This window comes from Halioglobus sp. D3-4, from assembly GCF_055809315.1.
The window spans coordinates 2,381,051-2,404,437 of sequence record NZ_CM147907.1; the positions used below are offsets into that span (position 1 = coordinate 2,381,051).

The 23,387-nt window shown below is 55.9% G+C and carries 23 protein-coding genes; 8 read left to right on the top strand and 15 right to left on the bottom strand.

Going from position 1 to position 23,387, the window contains the following annotated elements:
- Nucleotides 1-76: 76 nt before the first annotated feature.
- From AC0L6S_RS10195 to AC0L6S_RS10205, 3 genes are all read right to left on the bottom strand, one after another.
- Nucleotides 77-2,521 (bottom strand): penicillin acylase family protein, encoded by a 2,445-nt coding sequence (locus AC0L6S_RS10195; protein WP_473428378.1) that lies wholly within the window; start codon nucleotides 2,519-2,521, stop codon nucleotides 77-79.
- Between the two features lie 147 nt (nucleotides 2,522-2,668).
- Nucleotides 2,669-3,292: a glutathione S-transferase family protein gene (locus AC0L6S_RS10200; protein ID WP_473428379.1), complete on the bottom strand. Its 624-nt coding sequence runs from the start codon at nucleotides 3,290-3,292 to the stop codon at nucleotides 2,669-2,671.
- 131 nt (nucleotides 3,293-3,423) lie between these two features.
- Nucleotides 3,424-4,056: a pyridoxamine 5'-phosphate oxidase family protein gene (locus tag AC0L6S_RS10205; protein WP_473428380.1), complete on the bottom strand. Its 633-nt coding sequence runs from the start codon at nucleotides 4,054-4,056 to the stop codon at nucleotides 3,424-3,426.
- A 120-nt stretch (nucleotides 4,057-4,176) separates the two neighbouring features.
- Here AC0L6S_RS10205 and AC0L6S_RS10210 point away from each other — a divergent pair, with 120 nt between their 5' ends.
- Nucleotides 4,177-5,082 carry a LysR family transcriptional regulator gene (locus tag AC0L6S_RS10210; protein WP_473428381.1) on the top strand — a complete coding sequence of 302 codons (906 nt, stop codon included), beginning with the start codon at nucleotides 4,177-4,179 and terminating at the stop codon, nucleotides 5,080-5,082.
- A 28-nt stretch (nucleotides 5,083-5,110) separates the two neighbouring features.
- On the opposite strand, the gene AC0L6S_RS10215 is transcribed toward AC0L6S_RS10210, so the two are convergent.
- Complete coding sequence (locus tag AC0L6S_RS10215; protein WP_473428382.1) at nucleotides 5,111-5,710, bottom strand: TetR/AcrR family transcriptional regulator; 600 nt, start codon at nucleotides 5,708-5,710, stop codon at nucleotides 5,111-5,113.
- A gap of 116 nt (nucleotides 5,711-5,826) precedes the next feature.
- Here AC0L6S_RS10215 and AC0L6S_RS10220 point away from each other — a divergent pair, with 116 nt between their 5' ends.
- On the top strand, nucleotides 5,827-7,485 hold the full coding sequence (locus tag AC0L6S_RS10220; RefSeq protein ID WP_473428383.1) for a phytoene desaturase family protein: 1,659 nt from the start codon (nucleotides 5,827-5,829) through the stop codon (nucleotides 7,483-7,485).
- A 45-nt stretch (nucleotides 7,486-7,530) separates the two neighbouring features.
- On the opposite strand, the gene arsJ is transcribed toward AC0L6S_RS10220, so the two are convergent.
- From arsJ to AC0L6S_RS10240, 4 genes are all read right to left on the bottom strand, one after another.
- Entirely contained in the window at nucleotides 7,531-8,760 is a 1,230-nt protein-coding gene (gene arsJ / locus AC0L6S_RS10225; RefSeq protein WP_473428384.1) for an organoarsenical effux MFS transporter ArsJ, read from the bottom strand.
- A gap of 9 nt (nucleotides 8,761-8,769) precedes the next feature.
- A complete protein-coding gene (locus tag AC0L6S_RS10230; protein WP_473428385.1) occupies nucleotides 8,770-9,780 on the bottom strand; it encodes an ArsJ-associated glyceraldehyde-3-phosphate dehydrogenase in 1,011 nt (336 codons plus the stop codon).
- A gap of 113 nt (nucleotides 9,781-9,893) precedes the next feature.
- Complete coding sequence (locus AC0L6S_RS10235) at nucleotides 9,894-10,238, bottom strand: metalloregulator ArsR/SmtB family transcription factor (protein ID WP_473428386.1); 345 nt, start codon at nucleotides 10,236-10,238, stop codon at nucleotides 9,894-9,896.
- Nucleotides 10,239-10,250: 12 nt separating this feature from the next.
- Nucleotides 10,251-10,655, bottom strand: coding sequence for an arsenate reductase ArsC (locus tag AC0L6S_RS10240; RefSeq protein WP_473428387.1), 405 nt, complete (start codon nucleotides 10,653-10,655; stop codon nucleotides 10,251-10,253).
- A 141-nt stretch (nucleotides 10,656-10,796) separates the two neighbouring features.
- On the opposite strand from AC0L6S_RS10240, the gene AC0L6S_RS10245 reads away from it, so the two are divergent.
- Nucleotides 10,797-11,012, top strand: a complete 216-nt coding sequence (locus AC0L6S_RS10245; RefSeq protein ID WP_473428388.1) for a DUF2970 domain-containing protein — start codon at nucleotides 10,797-10,799, stop codon at nucleotides 11,010-11,012.
- Nucleotides 11,009-11,629, top strand: coding sequence for a hypothetical protein (locus AC0L6S_RS10250; RefSeq protein ID WP_473428389.1), 621 nt, complete (start codon nucleotides 11,009-11,011; stop codon nucleotides 11,627-11,629). Before AC0L6S_RS10245 ends, AC0L6S_RS10250 begins: the two co-directional genes overlap by 4 nt.
- Nucleotides 11,630-11,714: 85 nt before the next feature.
- On the opposite strand, the gene AC0L6S_RS10255 is transcribed toward AC0L6S_RS10250, so the two are convergent.
- From AC0L6S_RS10255 to AC0L6S_RS10270, 4 genes are all read right to left on the bottom strand, one after another.
- The gene (locus AC0L6S_RS10255; protein WP_473428390.1) at nucleotides 11,715-13,892 is read right to left on the bottom strand and encodes a vWA domain-containing protein; all 2,178 of its coding nucleotides are present in this window, start codon (nucleotides 13,890-13,892) and stop codon (nucleotides 11,715-11,717) included.
- Nucleotides 13,889-14,413, bottom strand: coding sequence for an RNA polymerase sigma factor (locus tag AC0L6S_RS10260; protein WP_473428391.1), 525 nt, complete (start codon nucleotides 14,411-14,413; stop codon nucleotides 13,889-13,891). The genes AC0L6S_RS10255 and AC0L6S_RS10260 overlap by 4 nt, the downstream gene beginning before the upstream one ends.
- 114 nt (nucleotides 14,414-14,527) lie before the next feature.
- Nucleotides 14,528-15,436, bottom strand: coding sequence for a bile acid:sodium symporter family protein (locus AC0L6S_RS10265; RefSeq protein ID WP_473428392.1), 909 nt, complete (start codon nucleotides 15,434-15,436; stop codon nucleotides 14,528-14,530).
- 223 nt (nucleotides 15,437-15,659) lie between these two features.
- A complete protein-coding gene (locus AC0L6S_RS10270; protein ID WP_473428393.1) occupies nucleotides 15,660-17,672 on the bottom strand; it encodes an FUSC family protein in 2,013 nt (670 codons plus the stop codon).
- A gap of 205 nt (nucleotides 17,673-17,877) precedes the next feature.
- On the opposite strand from AC0L6S_RS10270, the gene AC0L6S_RS10275 reads away from it, so the two are divergent.
- The gene (locus AC0L6S_RS10275) at nucleotides 17,878-18,444 is read left to right on the top strand and encodes a redoxin family protein (RefSeq protein ID WP_473428394.1); all 567 of its coding nucleotides are present in this window, start codon (nucleotides 17,878-17,880) and stop codon (nucleotides 18,442-18,444) included.
- Nucleotides 18,445-18,611: 167 nt separating this feature from the next.
- Here AC0L6S_RS10275 and AC0L6S_RS10280 read toward each other — a convergent pair whose 3' ends face one another.
- Genes AC0L6S_RS10280 through AC0L6S_RS10290 form a run of 3 tightly spaced genes read right to left on the bottom strand, consistent with a single transcriptional unit; the run spans nucleotide 18,612 to nucleotide 20,898 of the window.
- Entirely contained in the window at nucleotides 18,612-19,952 is a 1,341-nt protein-coding gene (locus tag AC0L6S_RS10280) for a M20/M25/M40 family metallo-hydrolase (RefSeq protein WP_473428395.1), read from the bottom strand.
- A 2-nt stretch (nucleotides 19,953-19,954) separates the two neighbouring features.
- On the bottom strand, nucleotides 19,955-20,125 hold the full coding sequence (locus AC0L6S_RS10285) for a hypothetical protein (protein ID WP_473428396.1): 171 nt from the start codon (nucleotides 20,123-20,125) through the stop codon (nucleotides 19,955-19,957).
- Nucleotides 20,126-20,127: 2 nt separating this feature from the next.
- Nucleotides 20,128-20,898: an enoyl-CoA hydratase/isomerase family protein gene (locus AC0L6S_RS10290; protein WP_473428397.1), complete on the bottom strand. Its 771-nt coding sequence runs from the start codon at nucleotides 20,896-20,898 to the stop codon at nucleotides 20,128-20,130.
- A 257-nt stretch (nucleotides 20,899-21,155) separates the two neighbouring features.
- Here AC0L6S_RS10290 and AC0L6S_RS10295 point away from each other — a divergent pair, with 257 nt between their 5' ends.
- From AC0L6S_RS10295 to AC0L6S_RS10305, 3 genes are all read left to right on the top strand, one after another.
- On the top strand, nucleotides 21,156-21,599 hold the full coding sequence (locus AC0L6S_RS10295; protein ID WP_473428398.1) for a hypothetical protein: 444 nt from the start codon (nucleotides 21,156-21,158) through the stop codon (nucleotides 21,597-21,599).
- 26 nt (nucleotides 21,600-21,625) lie between these two features.
- Entirely contained in the window at nucleotides 21,626-22,408 is a 783-nt protein-coding gene (locus AC0L6S_RS10300) for a hypothetical protein (RefSeq protein WP_473428399.1), read from the top strand.
- Nucleotides 22,409-22,512: 104 nt separating this feature from the next.
- Nucleotides 22,513-23,358, top strand: coding sequence for a peroxiredoxin family protein (locus tag AC0L6S_RS10305; protein WP_473428400.1), 846 nt, complete (start codon nucleotides 22,513-22,515; stop codon nucleotides 23,356-23,358).
- The last annotated feature ends 29 nt before the right edge of the window (nucleotides 23,359-23,387 follow it).

Genomic DNA, 23,387 nt, shown 5'->3' on the forward strand with positions numbered 1-23,387 from the left:
CATCAACGACCGCTGTACGCCAACCTTCAAACCGCGCTTTGCAAGCTGTACACCCGCCACCTCAGACAACAGACTGCTACTCTTCGAGCAGCAAGGTCTCTCCGATCTGGTTGGCGACAATATCCTCCTCACAGAACGGCCAGCGTATCCATTCCTTATTCGAATAGAGTTTGGTCTGATCGGCAAAGTGGGCCGAGGTGGGATCGGTGGACTGTGACGGCACCTGGATCACATCAGCGATGGGACACTCGGAATCATCCCAGGTCACCACCTGAATATAGGAATTGCCGGAGCCCGGATTTTTGTATCCACCCTCAGACAGGCCGACGCTGATTGCGCCGTAGATTCCCGCCGGACCATAGCCGCCGTGGATGGGCACATTTTCGCCATTGCGTTCCAGGAACTGGACGTCTCCCCACGACGCATCCAGCGCGACGCCAGCCGACATCAGCTTGTTGCGGGCGGTCTCTAGAGCCTCAATAACACGGGTATGGTTCGCCGCTATAGACAGATCGATACCTGCGGGCGTATTCAATGGGTCCTCAGCATCAAAGTCGATGCGCCAGAATTCATCGCTCTCAACGATATTCTGAAAGGGGTTTTCCAGCTCACTGCGAATCGCCTTCCAGAACTCGATGAACACCTGAGCCCCACGGCTGTCCAGATCGACCTTCCTGTCCCATCCCGCCAGTGCCGCACAGGCGTCCGTCACACCGCTGGCAGCCGGCAGGGCACAAACATCGAGCACATCGTCAAGCACGACTTCTGCACCATAGACGCGGTTGCTATACATCAGGTCCTTCACTTTCTCCACATCGAACAGTGGGTCCATACTTGTCTGGCGCTCGGCCACCATAATGTGTCCGATGCGTGTGCGCAGGAACTGCTGCGTGCCCTCATAGCCCAGCGGCCCCATCACAGTGGGGTAACCTTCCAGCGGATTATTTGCATCCGACAGCCAATAGCTGTTGTTGCTGTTACCCACATAATCCGTCGTCCACAACTGCGGCAGTTGGCCACTGCTGTACAAGTTGGTATCGGCGGGAGCGTCCGGATCTGTTCCCCATTCGCAGGCCGGGTCAGAGCCATCAAGCGATACGATAACGTTAGTCGTCAGATCCGCCAGCAGCGGGCCGACAATGCCATTGATACAGGTATCCAATTGCGCCTGTGTGATAAAGGGAATCGCGGAGACTTCACCATAGAAAGCATCGCCGTGCCGGTCTGCGGCCAGGTCGTGAAACACCGGGTTACCAATCAACTTGAGTGCGTCGACATATTCCTGCATATTCGTCGCCGTCGCCTTGTCTGCCCACTGCTGCACAAAGCGTGGCCCGGTATCCAGGTTGGCGTCCCGGAACGCGAGGATGGAGCCATTGAACATGGGCCAGCCATCCAGCAGCGGCTCCTCGTTTTTCAGGTTCAATATGGGACCGTAATGGGAGGTATAAAAAGTGTAACTGCGCGTCTCCATGGAACCGTCTTGCTGCTTCGCCAGCACTTCGACATCTGTCTGTTCGATGTCGCGCCACTGCCCGTCATAATCGTACTGCAACGGGTTTTCCGGATTCAATTTAAGCTCATAGAGGCTGAAACGATTGGCGTAGGACACGGTATGGGTCCACGCCACGTCCTTGTTGAAACCGATACCGACTATGGGCGTGCCGTGAAGTGCCGCACCGGCTGCATCATAGACACCGGGGATTGTCAGGTGCACCTGGTACCAGGCGCCGTCACCAAACCAGGGCTGGTGGGGATTACCCAGCAGAATGCCAGTGCCAGTACTGGTGGCATCGCGACCCAGCGCCAATGCGTTACTGCCCACATCCCGCATCTCCTCGGTGGCCGCGGCGAGCGACACCGCCGCGTCTTCCAATACCTGCACCGACGGCATCACTGCGGCCAATGCGGGTGTTGGCCCCTCAACTGACAACAGTGCGCGCTTGAAAATACCCTGGTCGGAACTCCCCCTGAGAGACACCCTGCGCAGGAACATCCAGTAATCGACACTGTCAAATGCGTAGACCCACGCGGCGTTGCGGCACCCCCATTCACCTTCAGGGAGATTTTCCACGCCGGTCTCCTCCAGATAGCGATTCATGCCACGGGTAAAACCCTCAGCCACGTCCTGAGCAAACTGCGGTAGTTGACTCACCAGGTCCCTTTCAAACGTCTCTTTGTCACCGTTGATAAAGCGCCACAGAAGATCGTCGTTAACATTGCCTTCGTCCTCGCCCATCAACTCGGCGGAACGGCCACTGCTTTCGACAATCAGGCGCATCGTCACGCAATAATTGTCCTGCGCATACGCGTAGCCATAGCCATATCCCAGCCCTTTCCAGTCCTGTGCAGTAACGTGGGGTATGCCGTACTCCGTGCGACGGACTTCAGCGGAGAAAACATCATCAGGTATCGGTAGCGGTAGGTCTGTTTGATCGCTCTGGCTATTATTGGAATCGCTACAGGCACCGAGCATCAGGGTCGAAGCGAGAACACAGCTATACCAAATTTTCATAGACATGAAGCTACCTTTATTGTTATTTGCAAGGCCCTCATTATGGTCTATAGGTATTCAAGTGCAAGTCATACGCGATTCAGCCTGTTGAACAGCTGGCCCCGCAAGTCGTTGATGACCACCGCGTGCATGCGGTGGCCAATCGAGCGTGCTTCAAGCCGCGAGGCCTGCCGCCGTACTCTGCATCGGCACGAATCCGGGAAGTGCTTGAATACGACCCAGCCATGCGCGTATGTTCGGGTAGGGCTGTAGCGATACATCACCTTCAGGCGCATGCGCGATATAGGCATAGTTGGCCACGTCGGCAATGGTTGGATGACTCCCCACCAGCCATTCCCTCCCTGCCATGTGCGCATCCAGTACTGCCAGCACATTATTGGCAACGTCAATCGCACGCTGTTGATCCAGCGTCGCGCCGAAAACGTTTACCAGCCGCGCAGCGGCTGGCCCGAAGGCGACGGGGCCGGCCGCTATCGACAGAAACCGCTGAACTTCGGCAGCAGCTATCGGTTCCGCAGGCAGCCACGTCTGTTGTTTATCGTAACGGTTGGCCAGGTACACCAGAATAGCGTTGGAATCCGCTATCACCGTATCGCCGTCCTGCAACACCGGCACCTGCCCAAATCGGTTTTTCTCCAGAAAACTCGCCTGCTTGTGCTCGCCTGCGGCCAGATCCACATCGACCATCTCAGCATCAACGCCGAGCAGCGACAAAAACAGCTGCGCGCGATGGGCGTGGCCGGACAGCGCATGACGGTAAAGTTTGATGTTCTTCATAATTGTATCTCCTCGATTGATTTACTGGTTGTTTGTTGTTGCGAAGCTTTGGTGTGAATCTATGGAGAGTTTGCCTGCGAGCTCCGCAGCCACAGGCTCCATTGCGTCCTAAAGGTGTTCATTCGCACTCTCTAAGGCAGCGGTGCCGTTTCTGGCGGGCCCAGCTCAGCACCTGAGAGCTGGGCCTTCAGGAGCGCATTTTCGGCGCGCAAAGCGGCCAGTTGCTCCCCGATATCGGCCTTGGTATAGCGCGGCGTAATATGTTGCGGACAATTCCAGTCAAAGCCTTCCACCGCGATAAAAAAGCCACGTGCAATTTTTGCCGGGTAATTTTCATCGCTCAGGTGCGCCAGCTGTTCGAACTCATTCGGCCCCGCCGTCCGCACCCGGCCCAGCATTTTCAGCCTTTTGCGATTGGGGTAGTCCATAAAAAAAAGCGCCACACGATTATCGGTCTTGAGGTTCCCTGTGCTGACATACTGGCGATTACCGGCGTAGTCGGCGAAACCGATCGTGCACTCATCCAGCACCTTCACGAACCCCTCAGGCCCGCCGCGATGCTGAACGTAAGGCCATCCGGTTTCGCTCACGGTGGCCATATAAAAACTGTCCCGTGCGGCGATGAATGCGGCTTCACGCGCGCTGAGCCGATTGTGGTGGTCCTCACCCTCATCCATCCGCGCATAAGCTGCGCGGCTGCCCTCCTCCGACTGGATAGCGCGCACGGTTGGGGTAAAGGTAATCTGGGCAAACTTATGGGCCATGTGGAGTCCTCCTGACTTGCTTTGTCTGATTAGCTTGAGATGCGACTACCTTCCCAAATTTCTAAATAGATAAGAATCATCTATTATTGGAATTATTTATTTCTTAAAATGGAATAATAGATGGATCGCTTTCACCAATTGAGGGTCTACATCGCTGTCGCCGAGGAAGAGAGCTTTGCCGCCGCTGCGCGTCGCCTGCAACTCTCTCCACCGGCAGTGACCCGTGCGGTGGCCGCACTGGAAGACACGCTCGGCGTTAAGCTACTGGATCGCACCACGCGGTACGTACGCACGACGGAAGCAGGCCGGCGCTATCTCGAAGATACGCGGCATATTTTGGCGGGCCTGGAAGCCGCCGATGACGCCGTCGTGGGCATCAACGGCAAGCCTCGCGGCCATCTTGCAGTGACAGCGCCGGTACTGTTAGGTCGCCTGTTCGTGATGCCGGGCATTATTGATTATCTGCGCCAGTACCCGGCCATGGAAGTAACTGCGATGTTCCTCGATCGCCCGGTAAATCTGCTGGAGGAGGGACTGGATGTCGGGGTGCGTATTGGCGAGTTGCCCGACTCCTCCATGCGCGCGTTACGAGTGGGTACTGTGCACCATGTGTTAGTGGCGGCGCCCGACTATCTCGAGCAACACCCAGCCCCGCAGATATTACAAGACCTGCATGCACACACCCTAATCGCCTCAACCGCAGGCGGATTCAGCAGCAACTGGCAATTTGAGGATGCCAGCGGCAGGCAGCAGTTGAAAATTCAGCCGAGATTAGCCGTTACATCAAACGACGCTGCAGTTAGCGCCGCAACGGCAGGGTTTGGTATCGCCAGACTGTTGTCATATCAGGTAGCCGAGGCCGTCGACGCCGGCGCGCTGCGTGTTTTGATGAAACAGCAGCAGCCGCCGGCCTACCCCGTACATATTCTGCATCGGGAGGGGCGACGTGCCTCAACCAGAGTAAGAGCATTTATCGACCTGCTGGCGGATCGGTTACGCAGCGACAAAACACTGAACCCTGATTGATATGGAAAAGGCTAAAAGGGCGCGCTAATCAGCCAATATCCAGCAAACCGCACACTTGTTCAGTGAGCGCCGCATCGTCAGGCAGGCCCAATTTCCTCGCGGAGATCCGACCATCATTGAGCAGTGATGACAGACCATGTACCAGGGCCCACGCACCAGCGGTCGCTACCGGAGTTTGCTCGGGCATGCCCAGGGACTCCATCCGCCGGGCTACATCAGCTTCGAGGAGTCCGTAGGCGCGCGCTCCAGCCTTCTGGAGATAGGGCTCCGCCAATACTTCGCCGGGCGCCGGCCCGAACATCAGTTGAAACAACGCCGGATTGTGGGTGGCAAACTGCACATAGCCACGAGCAAGAGCGACCAGGCCGCCGGTAGATTCGCCGCGCTCAGCACGGGCCTGTTCGCGCTCCATCTCGACAGCCAGTTCATCGAAGCCCCGCGCAGCCAGCCTCGCCAGCAGTTCCTGCTTGTCTTTGAAATGGCTGTATAACGCCGTGGCGCTGACACCGGTGCGCTTGGCCACAGCTCGCAGACTCAACGCTTCAATACCCTCGCTGGCAAGCGTTTCTCTGGCGGATAGCAGCAATGCCTCGCGGAGATTCCCATGGTGGTAAGCCTTTTTACGCATGCGTTGCCTGTCCTGTTGAGCCCAATTATTTTCACACATAATCTTTACAGCGTAAAGTTTGGCAACTACACTTACAACTTAACAGTGTAAAGATTGCAGCCAGAGGTACTCTTCTCATGACGACACCAAGCACGCTACGCATCGGGCGACGCTATCGCCCCAGCCGTCTCGACGGCCAATACGACGCCATTGTCATCGGCTCCGGCATTGGCGGCATGACCACGGCGGCCTGCCTCTCGAAGCAGGGTAAAAAAGTGCTGGTGCTGGAACAGCACTACACCGCAGGCGGCTTCACCCATGCCTACGATCGCAATGGCTATGAGTGGGACGTGGGCGTGCACTACATCGGCGATGTGGGCAGCCCCAAGGCATCGATGCGCCAGATGTTTGATTTCATCACTGACGGAGAACTGCAGTGGGCCCCCATGGACGACAACTACGACCGCATTTTTATAGATGGCGAACGCTTCGATTTGATAGCGGGCCGGCGTAAATTCGTGGAAACATTGAAAGCGCGCTTTGTGCATGAGCACGATGCGATTGACGAATACATGCGGCGCCTGGACGCCGTGGGCCGGGCTGTTCAGACACTGGCGATAGAGAAGCTGTTCACCGGCATTCCTGGCAAGCTGACCGCACTGGCCCGCAAGGCCTTGCTCCCCGGTTACGTGAACCGCCCCACCTATGAGGTACTGCGGGAACTGACGGACGACGAAACACTGATCGCGGTGCTAACCGGGCAGTGGGGTGACAGCGGTGTACCGCCAGAAAAATCGAGCTTCCTGATCCACGGCATGATTGCCAGCCACTACCTGCGCGGCGCCTACTACCCCATTGGTGGTGCCTCGCGTATCGCAGAGACTATTATTCCCGTGATACAGCAAAGTGGTGGCGAGCTCTTCACCTATGCCAATGTCAGACAGATTCTGATCCAGAATAATCGCGCAACCGGCGTACAGATGGAGGATGGGACCGAGATTCTCGCCCCCATCGTCATCAGCAATGCCGGCGTGTTCAATACCTTTGAGAAGCTGCTGCCGGAACAAACCAGTCGCAAATACGGCTACACCCACCAGTTGCAGAAGGTAGAACCTTCTGTGGCTCACCTGTGTGTCTATATCGGCCTCAAGGAAACTGCCGCACAACTGCAATTACCCAAAACGAATTTCTGGATCTACCCCAGTACTGACCATTCACAAAATCTGGCGGATTTCCGCGAGGATCTGGCTGCGGAATTCCCCGCAGTGTATATCTCATTTCCCTCGGCCAAGGACCCCAGTTGGGAAAGTCGCTATCCTGGCACTGCGACGATTGAGATCGTGGCCCCGGCATTTTTTGAGACCTTTGCCACCTGGAAGGACAAGCCATGGGGTAAACGCGGTGCTGACTACGACGCTCTCAAGGAGCAATTGACTGACAGGCTACTGGAATTCCTCTATGACAAGTTGCCGCAACTGCGCGGGAAAATAGACTACTGTGAACTGTCGACGCCGCTGTCGACCGACTACTTTTGTGCCTATGGCCGCGGGGAGATGTACGGCCTCACCCACGTACCCGAACGCTTCGAGCAGGACTGGTTGCGCCCAAAAACACGGATTCCCGGACTCTACCTGACAGGACAGGACGTGATGTCATGCGGTGTGGGGGGCGCCATGTATGCCGGCTTTACCGCCGCGCTCAGCGTACTGGGGCTAAAACAGGGCTGGGGCCTGTTAAAGCAATTCAGTCGCGGTACGCCGAAGGCAAGTAAAGAAGGCACGTTACAGCCCAATTGAACCGACCGTGGAAGTCGGTGCGGGCCGGTAACAGCCGAGACAGCACTAAGCGTTATCGGTGGCCTGCGCCGCGCCATCTCTGGGGAGTGACAGCGCGATAACGGCAGACAGGATTATAAATACGCTGGAAATCCACAGGCAACTGGCCATCCCCCATGTCTGGAAAACCCAGCCCGACAGCACTGTGCCCAACAGCCGTCCCATGGCGTTGGCCATGTAATAAAAGCCCACGTCCAGCGAGACGCCCTCCTCGCGCGCATAGCTTACGATCAGGTAACTGTGCAGCGCCGAGTTCACCGCGAATAACAGACCAAACACCATCAGCCCCAACAGCAGGCTGGTCTGCGCCTCGAATCCGCTGGCCAGCGCAATGGCTATACATGCCGGTATAATCGACAGGGCGGCCGCCCACCTGAACGCACTGTTGCCGTCGGGTACACGCCCTCCCCTGGCACTGGTAAACGTTGGCGCGGCCGACTGAAAGATACCGTAACCGATCACCCAGCTCGCCAGGAATGCGCCCACGGCCCAGTGATCCCAGCCCAGCGTGGATGTGAGGTAGACGGGCAGCGCGACCACGAACCAGACATCGCGGGCAGCAAACAGAAACAACCTGGCCGCCGACAGGTAGTTCACCGCTCGGCTTTTGGAGAACAGCTGACTGAATTTTGGCTTGTTGGCCGATTTTCCAAGCGAGGCCTTCAGATGAGTAATGCTAAACAGCCAGACCAGTGCAAGCGCCACGGCCATCGCCATGATCGCTTCCCGAAAGCCCCACACGGTGAGTAGCATGCCGCCGAGGAAGAACCCCACGCCCTTGAGCGCATTCTTGGAGCCGGTCAAAATTGCCACCCACTTGAAGAGCACGCCCTGCGCATGCCCGGGCACCAGGGTTTTGATCGCGCTCTTGGCACTCATCTTGTTCAGGTCTTTAGCGATACCGGAAAGCGCCTGCGCTGCCATCACCCAGACAACAGTGAGCAGTTCAGGCGGCACTAGAAGCATGGAGAGCGCAACGACTTGTAGCAGAAGACCCGCGTTCATGGTGGCATTGAGGCCTATATGCGCACCCAGCCACCCGCCAACCAGATTTGTGATCACGCCAAATATTTCGTAAAACAGAAACAGCATGGCGACTTCCAGCGGACTATAGCCCAACTGGTGGAAATGCAATACAACCAGCATCCGCAGGGCGCCATCAGTCAACGTGAACGCCCAGTAGTTAAAAGTGATCACCAGATACTGGCGCACATCCGCAGACAGGGAGGACAACATGCCGAGCGCCTAGGTCTGATCCTGTCGAGCGACCATCTGCATAATCTCGGCGGTGCGGTTGGCGTACCCCCACTCATTGTCATACCAGAGATAGAGTTTTACCTGTGTACCGTTCACCACCATGGTAGACAACGCGTCTACCACGCTGGAGCGGGGATCCGTTTTGTAATCTATGGATACCAGCGGTTGCTCCTCATAACCGAGAATACCCTTGAGATTGCCCTCGGCCGCTGCTTTCAACAAGCCGTTGACTTCGTCCACCGAAGTGTCACGACTAACCTCGAACACAGCATCTGTCAACGAGGCATTGGCCAGCGGCACGCGAATGGCGTGGCCGTTCAACTTGCCTTGCAACTCCGGAAAAATGTGCGTGATGGCTGTTGCTGACCCTGTCGTCGTCGGTATCAGGCTCATACCGCAGGCCCTGGCCCTGCGCAGGTCCTTGTGCGGCGCATCCAGAATCGTCTGGGTGTTGGTAATATCGTGGATGGTAGTCATCGAGCCGTGCTTGATACCCAACCCTTCATGAATCACCTTGACCGCCGGTGCCAGACAGTTGGTTGTGCACGAGGCGGCACTGACAATCGTATGGATCGCGGGTTGGTAGAGATCATGGTTCACCCCCATGACGATATCCAGTACCCCCTCCTCCTTGACCGGTGCCGTCACAACCACCCGCTTCACACCCTGCTTCAGGTATTCATCGAGCACCGCTTTCTTTTTGAATTTACCCGACGCTTCAATAACCACATCACAGGCTGACCAGTCAGTATCCTCCAGACGCTCATTCGCGGTGCAGGCAATACGCTGGCCCGACACCAGAATCGCGCTGCCATCGCTGTCGGCGACCTGTTCCCACCTGCCGTGCACAGAGTCATGATTGAGCAAATGCGCGAACGTTCTGGCATCGCCTGACGGGTCGTTTAGCTGCACAAACTTCACGCCCTCCATACCCCAAGCCGCGCGCATCGTCAGACGTCCCATCCGACCGAATCCGTTGACACCGACTTTTACTTCCATGCAATGCCTCCATAGAAATGACACAAAATTGAATGATGCGCAGGCCCGCCGGTATCATGCTGCGATACTCAGGCCAATCCAGTTAATGCTTAGTGCCGAGAGCTCTCACTGGACTAGCAACAGGCCTGCTTGCGGGTAGGTCTGTCACCCATGCACTGCAGGTGTCGCAGACTCTCCGCCAGAAATTCCGAATTACCCTCCAGGGTATCCCCCAACACCTGCTTCGCCCACGCAGGAAGATCGGGGTTAATGCGATAGTAGATCCATTGCCCCTGGCGTCGATCTAACAACAATTCACTCTGACGTAACTGGCCGAGGTGGCGCGATATTTTCGGCTGGATTTCCTGCAACGCTTCAGTCAGTTCACAGACACACAGCTCCTGCTCGTGCTGGATCAACATCAAGCACCGGAGCCGCGTCGCATCAGACAGACACTTGTAGAACTGAACCGGATCCATAATCCGCCCCCTCTACTTCGTCTGCACGAGAACAAACATCTTGATCCGCTCGTTAATCTCCTTAGCTGTGGTCTCGAATGGACTCAGCCCCGGGCGTGTCTTGGGATCTTCGAAATTCCAGGCAATCATCTCTGCGGCGTTGGGAAAGCTTTTACACTCCTGACCGGCCTTGTCGCACAAGGTGATCACAAAATCGAAGTTGTCATCTTCATACCCGGACACTGACTTGGACAGAAGATCCTCTGCCGGTAGACCCATTTTTTGCAAAATAGTTACGGTACGCTTATCCACCGCCTCCGGTGCGGTTCCCGCACTGAACGCTTCGAACTGGTCACCAGCCTGGTGCCTGAGCAACACCTCTGCCATCTGCGAACGCGCCGAGTTGCCCGTACAAAGAAACAGCACCCTTTTTTTCATTTTAACCAAACCCGCGACAATCATTTATATACGGAAATTAGTATATATGGAATATCGAATATGTAAAGTGGCTGGAGGGGTGTGGTATCCTTGTTGCTGTGGGCAGCACTACCACAGTGACAATTTCAAGCGGACAGGCACTTGAACAACCCGGATACAGACGAACACTCAAAACCCCTCTCCTTCAAGGAAACACTGTCGATTGTCCTCGCCGGACACCTCGGTGTGCGCAAGCGCGAGCAGCGCGTAATTGACTTCCGTCGCGCCAACGGTCTGCACATTTTTATCGCTGCGGCTGTCTACTTTATGATCATTGTTGCCGGCGTAATAATGCTGGTGAGATATATCACCGCATGAATATCGTAAAGCTGAAGGAGGCCGAAGCGGCATTCCTGGCCCGATACCCAGAGGGGTTTGCCGACCCGGCAATCGCGCCCATCATGAAGAAACACAATGTGGGTAAGCTCAGTGAGTTTGCGCAGGCGAACCTGAAAAAGGCAGATTTCAATAGGCCGGAACATATCGCCGAGACGCTGGTTCGAATCATTAGCCGCTCCTCCATGGTTTCGATGTTCGAGAAACCCAAGTTTCGCGATTTTATCCGGGCGCTGAACAGCCAGGAGAAGGAATACCTGGCCTTCGCCGTTGAGAAACGCCTGCACGGCCGCAACAAGCAGGCCGGGTTTGAAGAGATTCTCGGCATCATGACGCAACATAAAATCGCCAAGTGGCCAATTATATCCGCTGTACCGTTTTACTATGCGCCGAGCAAAGAGGCCTTTGTGAAACCAACCACCGCCAAGCGCGTTATTGCGTACCTGGAGGTCGAGGATATGCACTACAAGCCGGCGCCCAGCTGGGAATTCTACCGCGCCTATGTGCGCCTACTGGACAAGGTGAAGAAGGAAGTTCACCCCTCTATCGCTACCAACTATGCGGGCTTGTCAGGCTTTTTGATGAGTACCACCACTTAGGGCGCTACCCCCAGTGGCAGTGTGTACGAGGAATGATGCAGATAAGGGGCACCACAGTGTCCACTGAAGCGCCCCGGAGCGTACTTTACATCGCGCCGGCAACTTCCGCCTTGCGCACCAGTTGGACAAATTCCGCGCGGTAGCCGTACAGATCGTCGCCGCGATTGGCCTGCGCCAACTGCCTCGCATCGCTGTAGTCCCAGTCTGCCAGGTACTTCCCGCCCTGAAGTAACTGGGCGAAACCGGCAACAGCCGCGGCGAAACGCGCTTCGCGCAACATATCAGGTGTCGACTCACTGCCTGCGACAATGGGCTGGCTGATCAAGCGTGAGGCGTCCTCACCGGGCAGTTTGTACCGCAACTTGAGGTATCCGTACTCGTCAGATTTATCCTCACTCACCGGCGCTTCACCATAGCGTGATGGAGAAAAGACACCACTATCACTAGCGACAGGCGTGATCTCGTAAATGGCAGTGACGCTGTGCCCGGCACCAATATCACCCGCATCTACCGTGTCGTTATTGAAATCTTCCTCTGCCAGCATGCGTGTTTCATAACCCAGCAGGCGGTACTCGCTGACGGTAGCGGGGTTGAACTCCACCTGTATTTTCACATCGCTGGCAATCGGAAACAGTGACGATGTCGCTTCATCGACAAGTACCTTTTGCGCTTCTCCAAGCGTATCGATGTAGGCCGCAATGCCATTGCCGTTCTGTGCCAGCACCTGCATTAAGGCATCGTGATAGTTACCCGCTCCAAAGCCAAGCACGGACAGGAACACACCCGAGTCGCGCTTGCGCTCGACGAACCCTTTCAATGCCTCGCTGTTGCGAATACCGACATTAAAATCGCCGTCGGTGGCCAGAATAATGCGGTTGACGCCACCCTCAATGAACTGCGATTCGGCCAACTGGTAGGCGAGCTGAATCCCCTGGGCACCTGCAGTTGAACCACCGGCCTGCAAACGGTTCAGCGCAGAGAGGATTTTTTGCTTGTCCCGCACCGGTGTCGGCTCCAATACCGTACCCGCAGCACCGGCGTAGACCACAATAGACACGGTATCCTCCGGTTGCAGGCGGCTCAGTAGGAGCCCCATGGACTGCTTGACCAAAGGTAACTTGCCGGGGCTGTTCATGGAGCCGGACACATCGAGCAGAAACACCAAATTACTGCGCGGCTGCGTCTCCAACATGTCATAGCCCTGGATACCGATATGCACCAGCTTGTTCCCGGCCTTCCACGGTGAATCGATTACCGTCACATTCGTGCTGAGGGGCTGGCTACGATCCGCTGGCAGAGGGTAGTCATAGGGGAAGTAATTCACCATTTCCTCCAATCGCACGGCCGCTTTCTGCGGCAGCACACCGCCATTGAGTTGTCGGCGCACAAAGCTGTACGACGCGGTATCCACATCGATGGAGAAGGTGGAAACCGGTTCGACACTGGTGCGTTTGACCGGGTTGGTTTCAACCGTTTCGAAACGGTCGCGACCAGTCTCCCCATAACCGGGTGGTGCTAAGCCTTCAGCGACAACCAGTGCTGAGGATTGCGGGGCTGCGAAAGAGGCGATGGCATTCCCGGCAGACAGCTGCTTACTACTGCGCAACGCGTCCAACTCGGCTTTCGACGCTGGAGCGGCTGCCGCCTGCGCCGCTGCGGCAGCTGCGGCGGCTGCGGATACGTCGCTCTGCGACATGTCAGATCGCGATCTTTGCTCAGTTTCAGCTCGCAGTGTAGGTCCGGGGTCAAGCGCAGCCACTTCAGCACTGACATAAGCCGGATTGTTCAGCGCAGGAGGCTGTATCGGCACGGCATCTGCCTTCGCAGCTTTTTCCGCGATAATCAGCCCGGAGCTGGCACTGCTTGCATCGAGATCGATTAAGGGGTTCTCCGATACTGTGCCTCCGCTCACACCGAAGTCTGGCGTTGTTGCCGGAGGCAATTGATACGCATTTTGTTGCGGTAGCTCCAGAGCTATATACACACCCACTACGAATACAGCGGCACTGGCCATGCCAGAGTAAAGCCAGCGTTGGGCCGGGTTGTTGGATGACATGAATTGCATGATTCTTCTCCCGAATGATGGACGTTCGGAAGTAAGACGATCCCCTGCGGCAAATCCTTGGCTGGCGGAGGCATTTTTCTGCGCGGACTGTTCCTCATCAAAAGCCTGCAATGCTGCATTGAGCGCACGGTTTTGGGCCCCGGCGTCGGGCTCAGCGTCGACACCGGCAAACAGCTTCTCCAGTTCTTGTTCGTTCATCGTTCAACTCCCGGCTGAACCTGATCGCTCAGCCGCTTGCGAATTTCATGCAGACGCCAGGACACCGTCGATTCCTTCACATCGAGTATCGCTGCCGCTTCGGCATGTGTCATTCCCATACCCAACACCAGCACTACACTCTCGCGAAAGCCCTCGCCCATCGTATCCACCAGAATCATCACCTGGTCTAGCAATACCGATGATTCCTGTTTACCGGATACAGGAATGTCGTCCAGTTCATCCGGTTCACGCCTGCGTTGTGATTTCAACCAGTCGCGGGCACAGTTGATCACCAGACGGTAGAGCCAGGTCGAAAAAGCTGACTCAAAGCGGAACTGCACGAGGGATCGCGCCAGCTTTATGCACGCCTGCTGCGTGACATCCTCTGCGTCCTGCCTGTCACCGCAGTAGCGGCAGGCAAAGCGGAATATGAGGGCATAGTGATCCTCCACCAGACGCGAAAATGCGTCCCGGTCTCCGCGCTGGGCACGCCCGATGATCTCCTGCAGGTCCTGTGTCATGGATGACCAATATTGGCTTGTTCAGTTATTAGACGATGTGCACGCCGCAATCCTTGGCGGCAATTGAGAAAAAGTGGGGAGAGCTCGGCTTACAACCACAACCCCACCGATGCGTCACGACTGGCGACCGACACTCGCAGCGTGTTTGGCACGATACCGCGGCACTAACAGCGCCGCGATGATCAGTTGCAGGCCGCCGTAGAGCAGCAAAGAAAACAATACCGCATCACCAAGTTGTCCCGTTGCTGCGGTCGCAGCGGGGAACAACGACGCTTTCAGCAGTACACCCAGATTGACGTTGCGCACGATCACTTCAAACTCGACAGCAGTAGCATCCGGCCTTGAGAGCTTGAACACATGGGAGGCCGTCCAACCCATCACCGCCAGCACCACGGTGAACGCTATCACAAGCAGCACATTGTCCAGGCCAAATGCATCAATATTCAGGCGCCCGGCACTGGTGGAGCCGACAACGATCAATACAATGCCGAACAAGGAGGCGCGGATACACCACTTCGACACAACCACCGCCCTCTCTGGATACATGTAGAGAAAGGCCATGCCAAGCGCCAGTGGCAGCAACAAGGTAAAGGCTATTTCATTGACGATCTGCCCCGTGGGCATAGTGAAATCGGCGGGCAGGCTGTCACTAATCAACGCAGTGAGTATCAGCGGCGTGGTCGCCAGACAGGCCAGCGTGGTGAGACCGGTAATGCTGATCGAGAGCGCACTGTTACCACGCGCAAAGAAGGTAAAAATATTGGACGTGGTACCACCTGGAATTGCTGCAATCAGTGCTATACCAATGGCCACCCCACCACTGACACCCAGCACCCACAAAAAGGCAAATGCAGCCAGCGGCACCAGAACCAGCTGCACCACCAAGCCGATGGTGACCGCTCTGGGTTCTCGCACCACGTCGCGAAAGTCGCGGCCGGTGAGCGTCGCCCCCATGCCCAGCATGGCCATCACCAGCTGGAAGGCGGCAAACCAATATTCATGCTCTACATAGAAGGCGCCCATAATCAGGTATTTCCTATTCAGATACGTGGCTCAGCACTGACACCATTGGCAATAATGGCATATCGTACGAGGCGACATGGCAAAACCGTTGGAGTCGCTCAGTGCGAGGCACCTCTTGGGTTTCGACAGTTTCCGGCCGTGCCGCGATGATAGCGTCATTTTGCCCGGCGCGCCTGCCCGGGCACCCTATTGTGTCGGGGTAATGGCATCCGGGTACAATTGCTCAGCTGACAACGGCTTGCGTGCCCTTCGCATGCACGGGCGTCTTCAGCTGACTACGGTAGTCGCAAAGCCAGGCAAGTTCAGCCTCCACCTCTGCAAACCGGTCATCCGTCTGCGCCTTATTGGCCGAGCCCCCAGAGCCAGTATTGGCATACACCCCACTTTGCAACCCGGTGAGAGCTGCCAGCGCATGTTTGATCCGTGCTTCATCCGGCGGGCCTTCGCCCAGGCGACGCCCCTCTGCATAGACAGTAATACAATCACAAAGCCTTTCAGCACCAGCTACGGCGGGATACCACGATGCCGCTTCACGGCCAGCCGGTGGCGGTTCGGCCAGAAGGCGCTGCAACTGAGTTCTCAGATCCGACAAACCCCGATACGCCGCAAACTCGCTGTCTGCCAGAGCCTGGCGGAAAGCTGCCAGAGCATCCTCGTCTTCGGGCACAGATGTTGTGGCGGCACGAAGAAATGCGCCGACGGTTTCTAGCACACTGGAAAATGCGGCGTTGATCTGCACACCCTGCGATCGCGGCCAGATAAGATAGCCGAAAACAAGCGCAATTGCCGCGCCCACCAGGGTATCTATGAGCCGTTGCACGGCAAAGTCTTCCGCCGATCCGGGAAACACCAGTGAGATCATCAGCAAAATCACCGGCGTGAGAAAGGCGACGCTGGCAGCGTAGCTGCGCAATCCCGCCCACGGGATAAACGCACAGAGCACAGCAATAATCGCAACAATCCAGAGATCGCTGTGCACCAGCGCGGCTATCAGGGCGGCAACACCTACGCCGATTACTGTGCCAAGACTGCGATGAATACCGCGCACAAACACCGATCCAAAATCGGGTTTAAGCACAATAGCGACCGTCATCGGCAACCAGTAGGCATGGTCGGCCACAAACAACTGACTGATAGCGATAGCAATGCCCATGCACAATGACAATCTGAGCGCGGCGGTGACGACCTCGCGACCAATAATGAGTTTCCTCGCCAAGGCACTCAGTGGATTTCTCACAAAAACCGGTCTCGCGTGCGCAGTAACCTTCTCGACATTCTCCTGAGTTTTTTCGGAGGGTGCCCAGATCTCATTTGCCAACCTCTCGACGCCGCGCAACAATTCACTTTGCTGCTCACCGGAAGCTGCGGCCTCACTGGGGCGTGCACCTCTCTGCCTGTAGGTATTGGCGATCTCATCCAGCCGATCAGCCGAATCCTGCAGGCTCGCGCTACCGTCGCGGGCGGCGATGATCGACATGGTCAACTGATTCACCAGACTGAGAATGGCTGCCGCACGCCGGGAGTGCCGTGTAGGGGCGCGACCATGGGATCGCTTCTCTATTAATGCATCATACGCGGCCTTGCTCGAGTCCATCACGATGCGGCGCCGATCCTCCAGTGCAGCGCGTTTCCCGGCGTCTGCCCCGGTGGACAGTGCGGCAGCGGCACGAGCGAGATCGGCCAGCACACCGACCAAACCGGCCAGCATATACCGCTCCGGACGATCGCGATCCAGAAGCGCCGCTATCGCCAGCATCAACACAACGAAAAGCACGCCCAGCAAAAACTGGAGCACCAACCACCACGGCGACACCGCATGTGCCATGCTTGAGGTCACGATGGCGAGCACCAGCATATTCAGGGCACCTGTGGAGAAAGCCGCGCCATAGCCGCTGATCAATCCGGAAAACAGCGCGACAATTGTCAACATGAAAACCGTCATCAATCCCTGATCAGCAACTGCCGGACCGATAAAACAACCCAGTATTCCCACCAGGGTTGAAATCGCAATCTGCAGGAGGCGCTCGGAATAAGGGTCCAGCCGAACGGTGATGGCCGTAAGAAACGCACCGAGCGCGACAAATATCGTGGCGCGGACATCACCGCCAAGCACACCGACCAGCAATGGCACCCCTGTACCGATCGCTATGCGCAGCGAGTGCCTCCACGGTTTGTAAGGCGCGGGCGCGAGCAGGGCGAGCTTGTGGTACCAAGCGCCCGTTTCAGTCGTCCCCATGTATCCCTCGCCCCCTACCGTTGTTCACAATGCTTATCGATAAAGCATACACTCTACCGCAGAGAATTTCCGGCCCTGCCCGATTGCGATAGCATCGTAGTTGTATTCAATTGCCCATATACCCACAATTGATTTCACAGCTGCAGGATTTTCGTTATTATCCCTTCCAACACACAGACAACAACTGTAACCAAGGAGCCACTTTATGCGCGACCGCGTACCCAATGTCGTATTCAAAACCCGGGTAAGAGACGAATCTGTCGAGGGAGAAAACCCCTACCGCTGGGAAGACAAAACCACGGCTGACCTGTTTGGCGGCAAGCGCGTGGTGGTTTTTTCCTTGCCCGGCGCATTCACACCGACCTGCTCCTCCAACCACCTGCCACGCTATGATGAGTTGTACGAGGAGTTCAAGGCCCAGGGTGTCGACGAAATTATGTGCATCTCTGTGAACGATGCCTTTGTGATGTTCCAGTGGGGCAAGCATGTTGGCAACAAGAATATCTACCTGTTGCCCGACGGTTCCGGCGAGTTTACGCGCAAGATGGGCATGCTGGTAGACAAGGCAAATCTCGGGTTCGGCATGCGCTCCTGGCGCTATTCGATGCTGGTCAACGATGGCAACATTGAGCAAATGTTCATCGAGCCGGAGTTTGGCGACAACTGTGAGATTGATCCGTTTGAAGTGTCAGACGCCGATACCATGCTCGCCCATATCAAGGGTGAAAAACCTGCAGGTGTTGCCAAGCCCTCGGTTTCGTTTACCGGCTAGACACTCGCCAATATCGCTGGAATGGAGACAGATCTATTTTCGATCACGCTGGGTCTGAGAGGGCCGCAAGCGAAACAGTGATCTGCCTCCATTCACTTTTTTACACTGCCGCAATGCCAGTCTGTATCGGCATTAGCGTTATGAATCCTGATCCCGTCGCACTTCAATCACTCCAATTCTGCCGCGAGAAACGTCACTATCGCCCAGGCAGCGACATTCTGTTGCAGTTCTTCGGCATCAATCTTGTCGAGCGTATCATCAGCGGTGTGATGGTAGTCAAAATAGTCAGCACCCTCCTGCTTTAATCGAAAGATGGGCACACCGGCCTCCTGCAACGGCCTAATATCGGGGCCGCCACTGCTGGCTGCGCTGCCCTCTTCGATGTTCAACACCGCCAGATGTGGCATGACTTTCTTCATCAACTCGCTATTTGCAGTATCAAACCGCCAAACAGGGCCTGCGCCAAAATCTGACTCAGAAGCAAACAAATGGTCCTTCAGTTCATCCCGATGCTGTGTGGCATAGGCCTTGGCACCCCAGATACCCTGTTCCTCGTTGGCGAACAACACCACCCGCACACTGTGCCTGGGGCGCTGTGGTAACTCACCTATCAGCTGCGCCGCAGCGACGGTGATCGCGACTCCGGCACCGTCATCAATCGCACCGGTGCCCAGATCCCAACTATCGAGGTGCGCCGAAATCAAAACGACCTTCTGCGCATCAACACGACCATCGATCTGGGCGATAACGTTATGGGATTCGCCGCCGGGTTGCTCTGAGACCGCAATATCCAGAGCCAACACCAGGGGTTCCCCGCGATCCAGTATGCGCTGTAGCTGTTGTGCATCGGGAACAGACAACGCTGCGGCCGGCAGTGGATTCTCGACACGGGAACCAACGCCGGCGTGGGGAAAGCGATGGTTATCGGTTCCCACAGATCGAATCAACGCGGCCACAGCGCCTTTTTCTTTGGCGATAACAGCGGCGGCATATCGATTTGGCACCACCTCGGCATAGCCAGCGCCCTCACGGTGTCGGTACATCGGCTGGTTAACAAATACAATTTTTCCCGCTAGCTGTGCCGCCTCCGCTTCCTGCAGTGAAGCAAGATCGGGGAATGCAACCACCTCGGCGCTGATCTCCCCGTCGGTAGAACCGCTGTAACCCAGTGCAGTGATTTCAAGTGGCTGTGGATAGGGAGAGACCACACGGGCTTGTTCCCGCTGACGCTGCCACACTGGAAAAGTTACAGGCTCCAACCAGACACGGTCGAATACCCCGGTCTTTTCTGCCTGCTCTAGCATGGTTACCGCCCAACTCACTGCACGTCTGTCCGCAGCTGTGCCCGCCAGCCGTGGGCCAACCTCCGTCGTCAGCGACTCGACGATCTCCCAACCGCGGTTACTCGCCAGCGCTTTCTCACGCAGCATGGACGCAGTTGCATCCAGGTCATCCGCAAAAGCCAGAGGCGAAAACAGCGCCAGCAATAGCACGGCTCGGTAAAGCACGCTCAATCCTTCTTCTCGATGGTTACTTCGAGGGAGCGGGCAGCACCGGCGAACCATTTCTGCACATACAGGCTGCCGATAATCGGTGCCTGTCCGGGTTCGGGCGACTCCTTATAGCGCACGCTGTTTTTGGTTTCTTTCTCAATTTCAAACTTGATTGTCTGTTTTGCCATAATTAATTCCTCGATAGCCGTGATGCGATATAGGCCTCGCGTGCCGCTGCGCACTCTGGGTTGTGAAGGGCTGCTATCAGGCTATCCGCATCGGACCAGGCCCTGTCTATTCCTACCATTTGTGAAGTCACGGCATCAACGTGCACTTTGGTGGCGCTTACAGGAATAGCGGGCTTGGCAACTATAGTGTCAACCAGTTGCGACACCGCATGATCGAGATCCGTTGCCGGAACCACCCTATTCAGAAAACCCGCCGCCCGGGCCTCTCCCGCACCGAACTCACGACAGGTAATGACCAATTCCTTGGTGAGTGCAGGACCGATTTCGCGCACCAGGCGAGGTATACCGCCCCAGGCAAGTGGAATTCCCAAATCAATTTCCGGGATGGAAAAACGCGCATCTTGCTCGGCAATGCGCAGATCACAGGCTGCCGCCAGTACCAGTCCCCCACCAACGCACCAGCCATGGACACGCGCGATGGTTATCGATTTCATGTTCTCCAGTGCGTCAGCCATAATCCTACCGGCATCGGCTGCATTACGTATATCCGCTGTACCCGGCGCCGGGAAGCCTGCCAGATCGGCTCCGGCAGAAAATGCCTTGCCCCGACCGCCAACAGTCACGACGCGAACCTCGGGCTGCTCGTCAAACCAGGCAGCCGCCTTTACCAACTCACTCAAAACCGTGATCGATAGAGCATTAAGTTTGTCGGGGCGATTCAACCAAATCGCACCAACGCTGCCGGTAACGGACACTTCAAGTGTATTGAACATATTGAGCACGCCATTTTATTTGCATGGAGACAGTTTACTCGTTTTACGCCCATGGGCCACATTCGTGACTGACTCAAGGTATACCAGTCGACACCTGCAGTTCGTTCACAAACCGACTATTGGCCGCTGACAATTATTCTGTCACGTTTTGCAAATGTTGCCAGACTCGTCAACCTGCGCGATTATGACTGCGTAATATGAAGGGTTCCAGGCATCGCAGTGAACTAAACCAGCGCACTTGAGCAAGAGGCAAACCGATGAAGACTAACTGGACTGCCGCCGATATGGCAGAACTCGGCCATCGCCACGCCCGGCTGGAAGGCGAACGCAAACTCGATGCATTAATGGACACACTGTGCGCCGACCCAGTCTACGAGTTCCACCCCGCTGGTTTGACGTTTAGCGGTGGCGACACCACGCGTCGCTATTATGATCAATTCATACGCGAATTTATGTCACGGATACAGGGGTATGATCTGGTCGATGAATGGGTCAATGAACAATCGGTTGCGCAGGAATACGTCATCCGTATCAAACGCGAAGATTCGATTATCGCACTGCGCACGATTGGCGTGCTGTTTCTCGATCCCGGCAGTGTTGAGTCGGGTGACCCCCGCCTCGGTGGCGAGAGAATCTATGGCAGCGAACAACTCGTCAGGGAATTCACTGGCGAGATGTACAGTGAACTCAAATCTCTTTAACGCCTGTGGACATTCCAGAAATAAAATTGGGCAGTGTTCTGCTCACATTACTGGAGCCGGCCCCGGGCTTTGAGAGAGAGTTTCACCGCTGGTACGAGCGGGATCACTTTTACGCCGGCTGTATGATTGGAGCCAATTTTTTCTCCGGTCGGCGCTGGGTGGCAACGCGCGCACTCAAAGAGCTTCGCTTTCCCGCGGACACACCGATCACTGACGACCTGATGAAAGGCTCGTTCCTGGCGAGTTACTGGATACTGGATCAACGCTATGAAGAGGCGCTGCAATGGTCAATTGCGCAAGTGCATCAACTGCATGCACAGCAGCGTATGGACCCACCGCGCGACAATATCACCAGTGGCTTTTATCACTATGATTTCGGTAGTTTTCGCGACGAGGACGGGGTCCCTGCCGAGTTAGCACTGGAGCACCCCTTCAAGGGTCTGGGCATGACTTTTATCGATTTTCCTGCTGGAGACAACAGCGACGAACGTACCGGGGATGTACGAAAGGCACTGTCTGCGGCACTGGATGCGGCGATGGTAGATACCTGTTGCTGCATGTCACTTTGCCTGGCCCCGCAGCCACTGCCCGACTCGGTACCGGCCTATGTACCGCGCGTGGCACACGATATTCTCGAGCGCCGAAGGGTGCTACTGCACTTTTTCGACGCTGACCCGGCAGAAAGCTGGCAGACCTTTGCAGACTCACTGTTATCGCAGCTACACAAGCACTGTCGCGCTGACATCGTTTACGCCGCGCCGTTTATTCCGACGATACCCGGTACAGATATATACCTTGATCAACTTTAATAACACTATGCCCACAAACCCGGCGTTTAAGTGGCAATGTCTGAAAGACCAAAATTGACTATAGTTGTAAGCAGCCAAACTCATCATTGCCTATTGAGATAATAATGAAGAAATATTTTCCGATTCCCTACAATGCAGTATTGGCAGTCACCTCGGTATATGTCATATATAAATTCGTCACCGAAGATTTTGCACTCGCCTGGTTTGGAGCAGGTCTCTCCACCATGCCTATGCTGGGCTTTTTCCTCTATGTCGGCACCGGTGCCACTGCGCGAACCAGTCGACATCTGCCCCTGCAGTTGATTGCAGCGATTGTCGGGGTCGTCTGCACGATTATCGATTTCAATCTGACTGCCTTTGCCATCGCGTCGTTTATCGGGTTATTCGGGGTCTGTCTTTACAATTACTGGTACACGCCACTGGATCGATCATTGAGCAAAATTCAGCTAGGTAAGCCCCTTCCCGATTTCAGCTTGAGCGATACCGATGGAAATATGGTTACAAGCCTGGAGAGCAACGGTCGACAGAAAATCTGGCTGTTTATTCGCGGCAACTGGTGCCCGCTATGCGTTGTTCAGGTGAAGGAAATGGCAGCGCGGTACCGAGAGATAGAGGCGCTGGGTACCGACGTTTTTATCATCAGCTCCCAGGCAGAGAAGCAGAGCAGAAAACTGGCAGCCAGGTTCGATGTGAATCTGCAATTCTTAGTCGATGATAATAATCGAGTAGCGCAAGCACTGGGTATAGAGCACGTGGATGGCGTACCTTCCGGTATTCCCGGCCGAGGTGACGCCTATGACCCCAATACCGCCATGCCCACAGTTATCATCACCGATCGGGACAATACCGTAGTGTTTGCCAGCCAAACGGACAATTACCGTATTCGACCAGAACCCGAAGAGTTCATTCGCGTATTGCAGAGCATTGCGCCCGCGCGAAGTACCAGCTGAGTCCGGTACGCAATCCACTTTCTCTATCC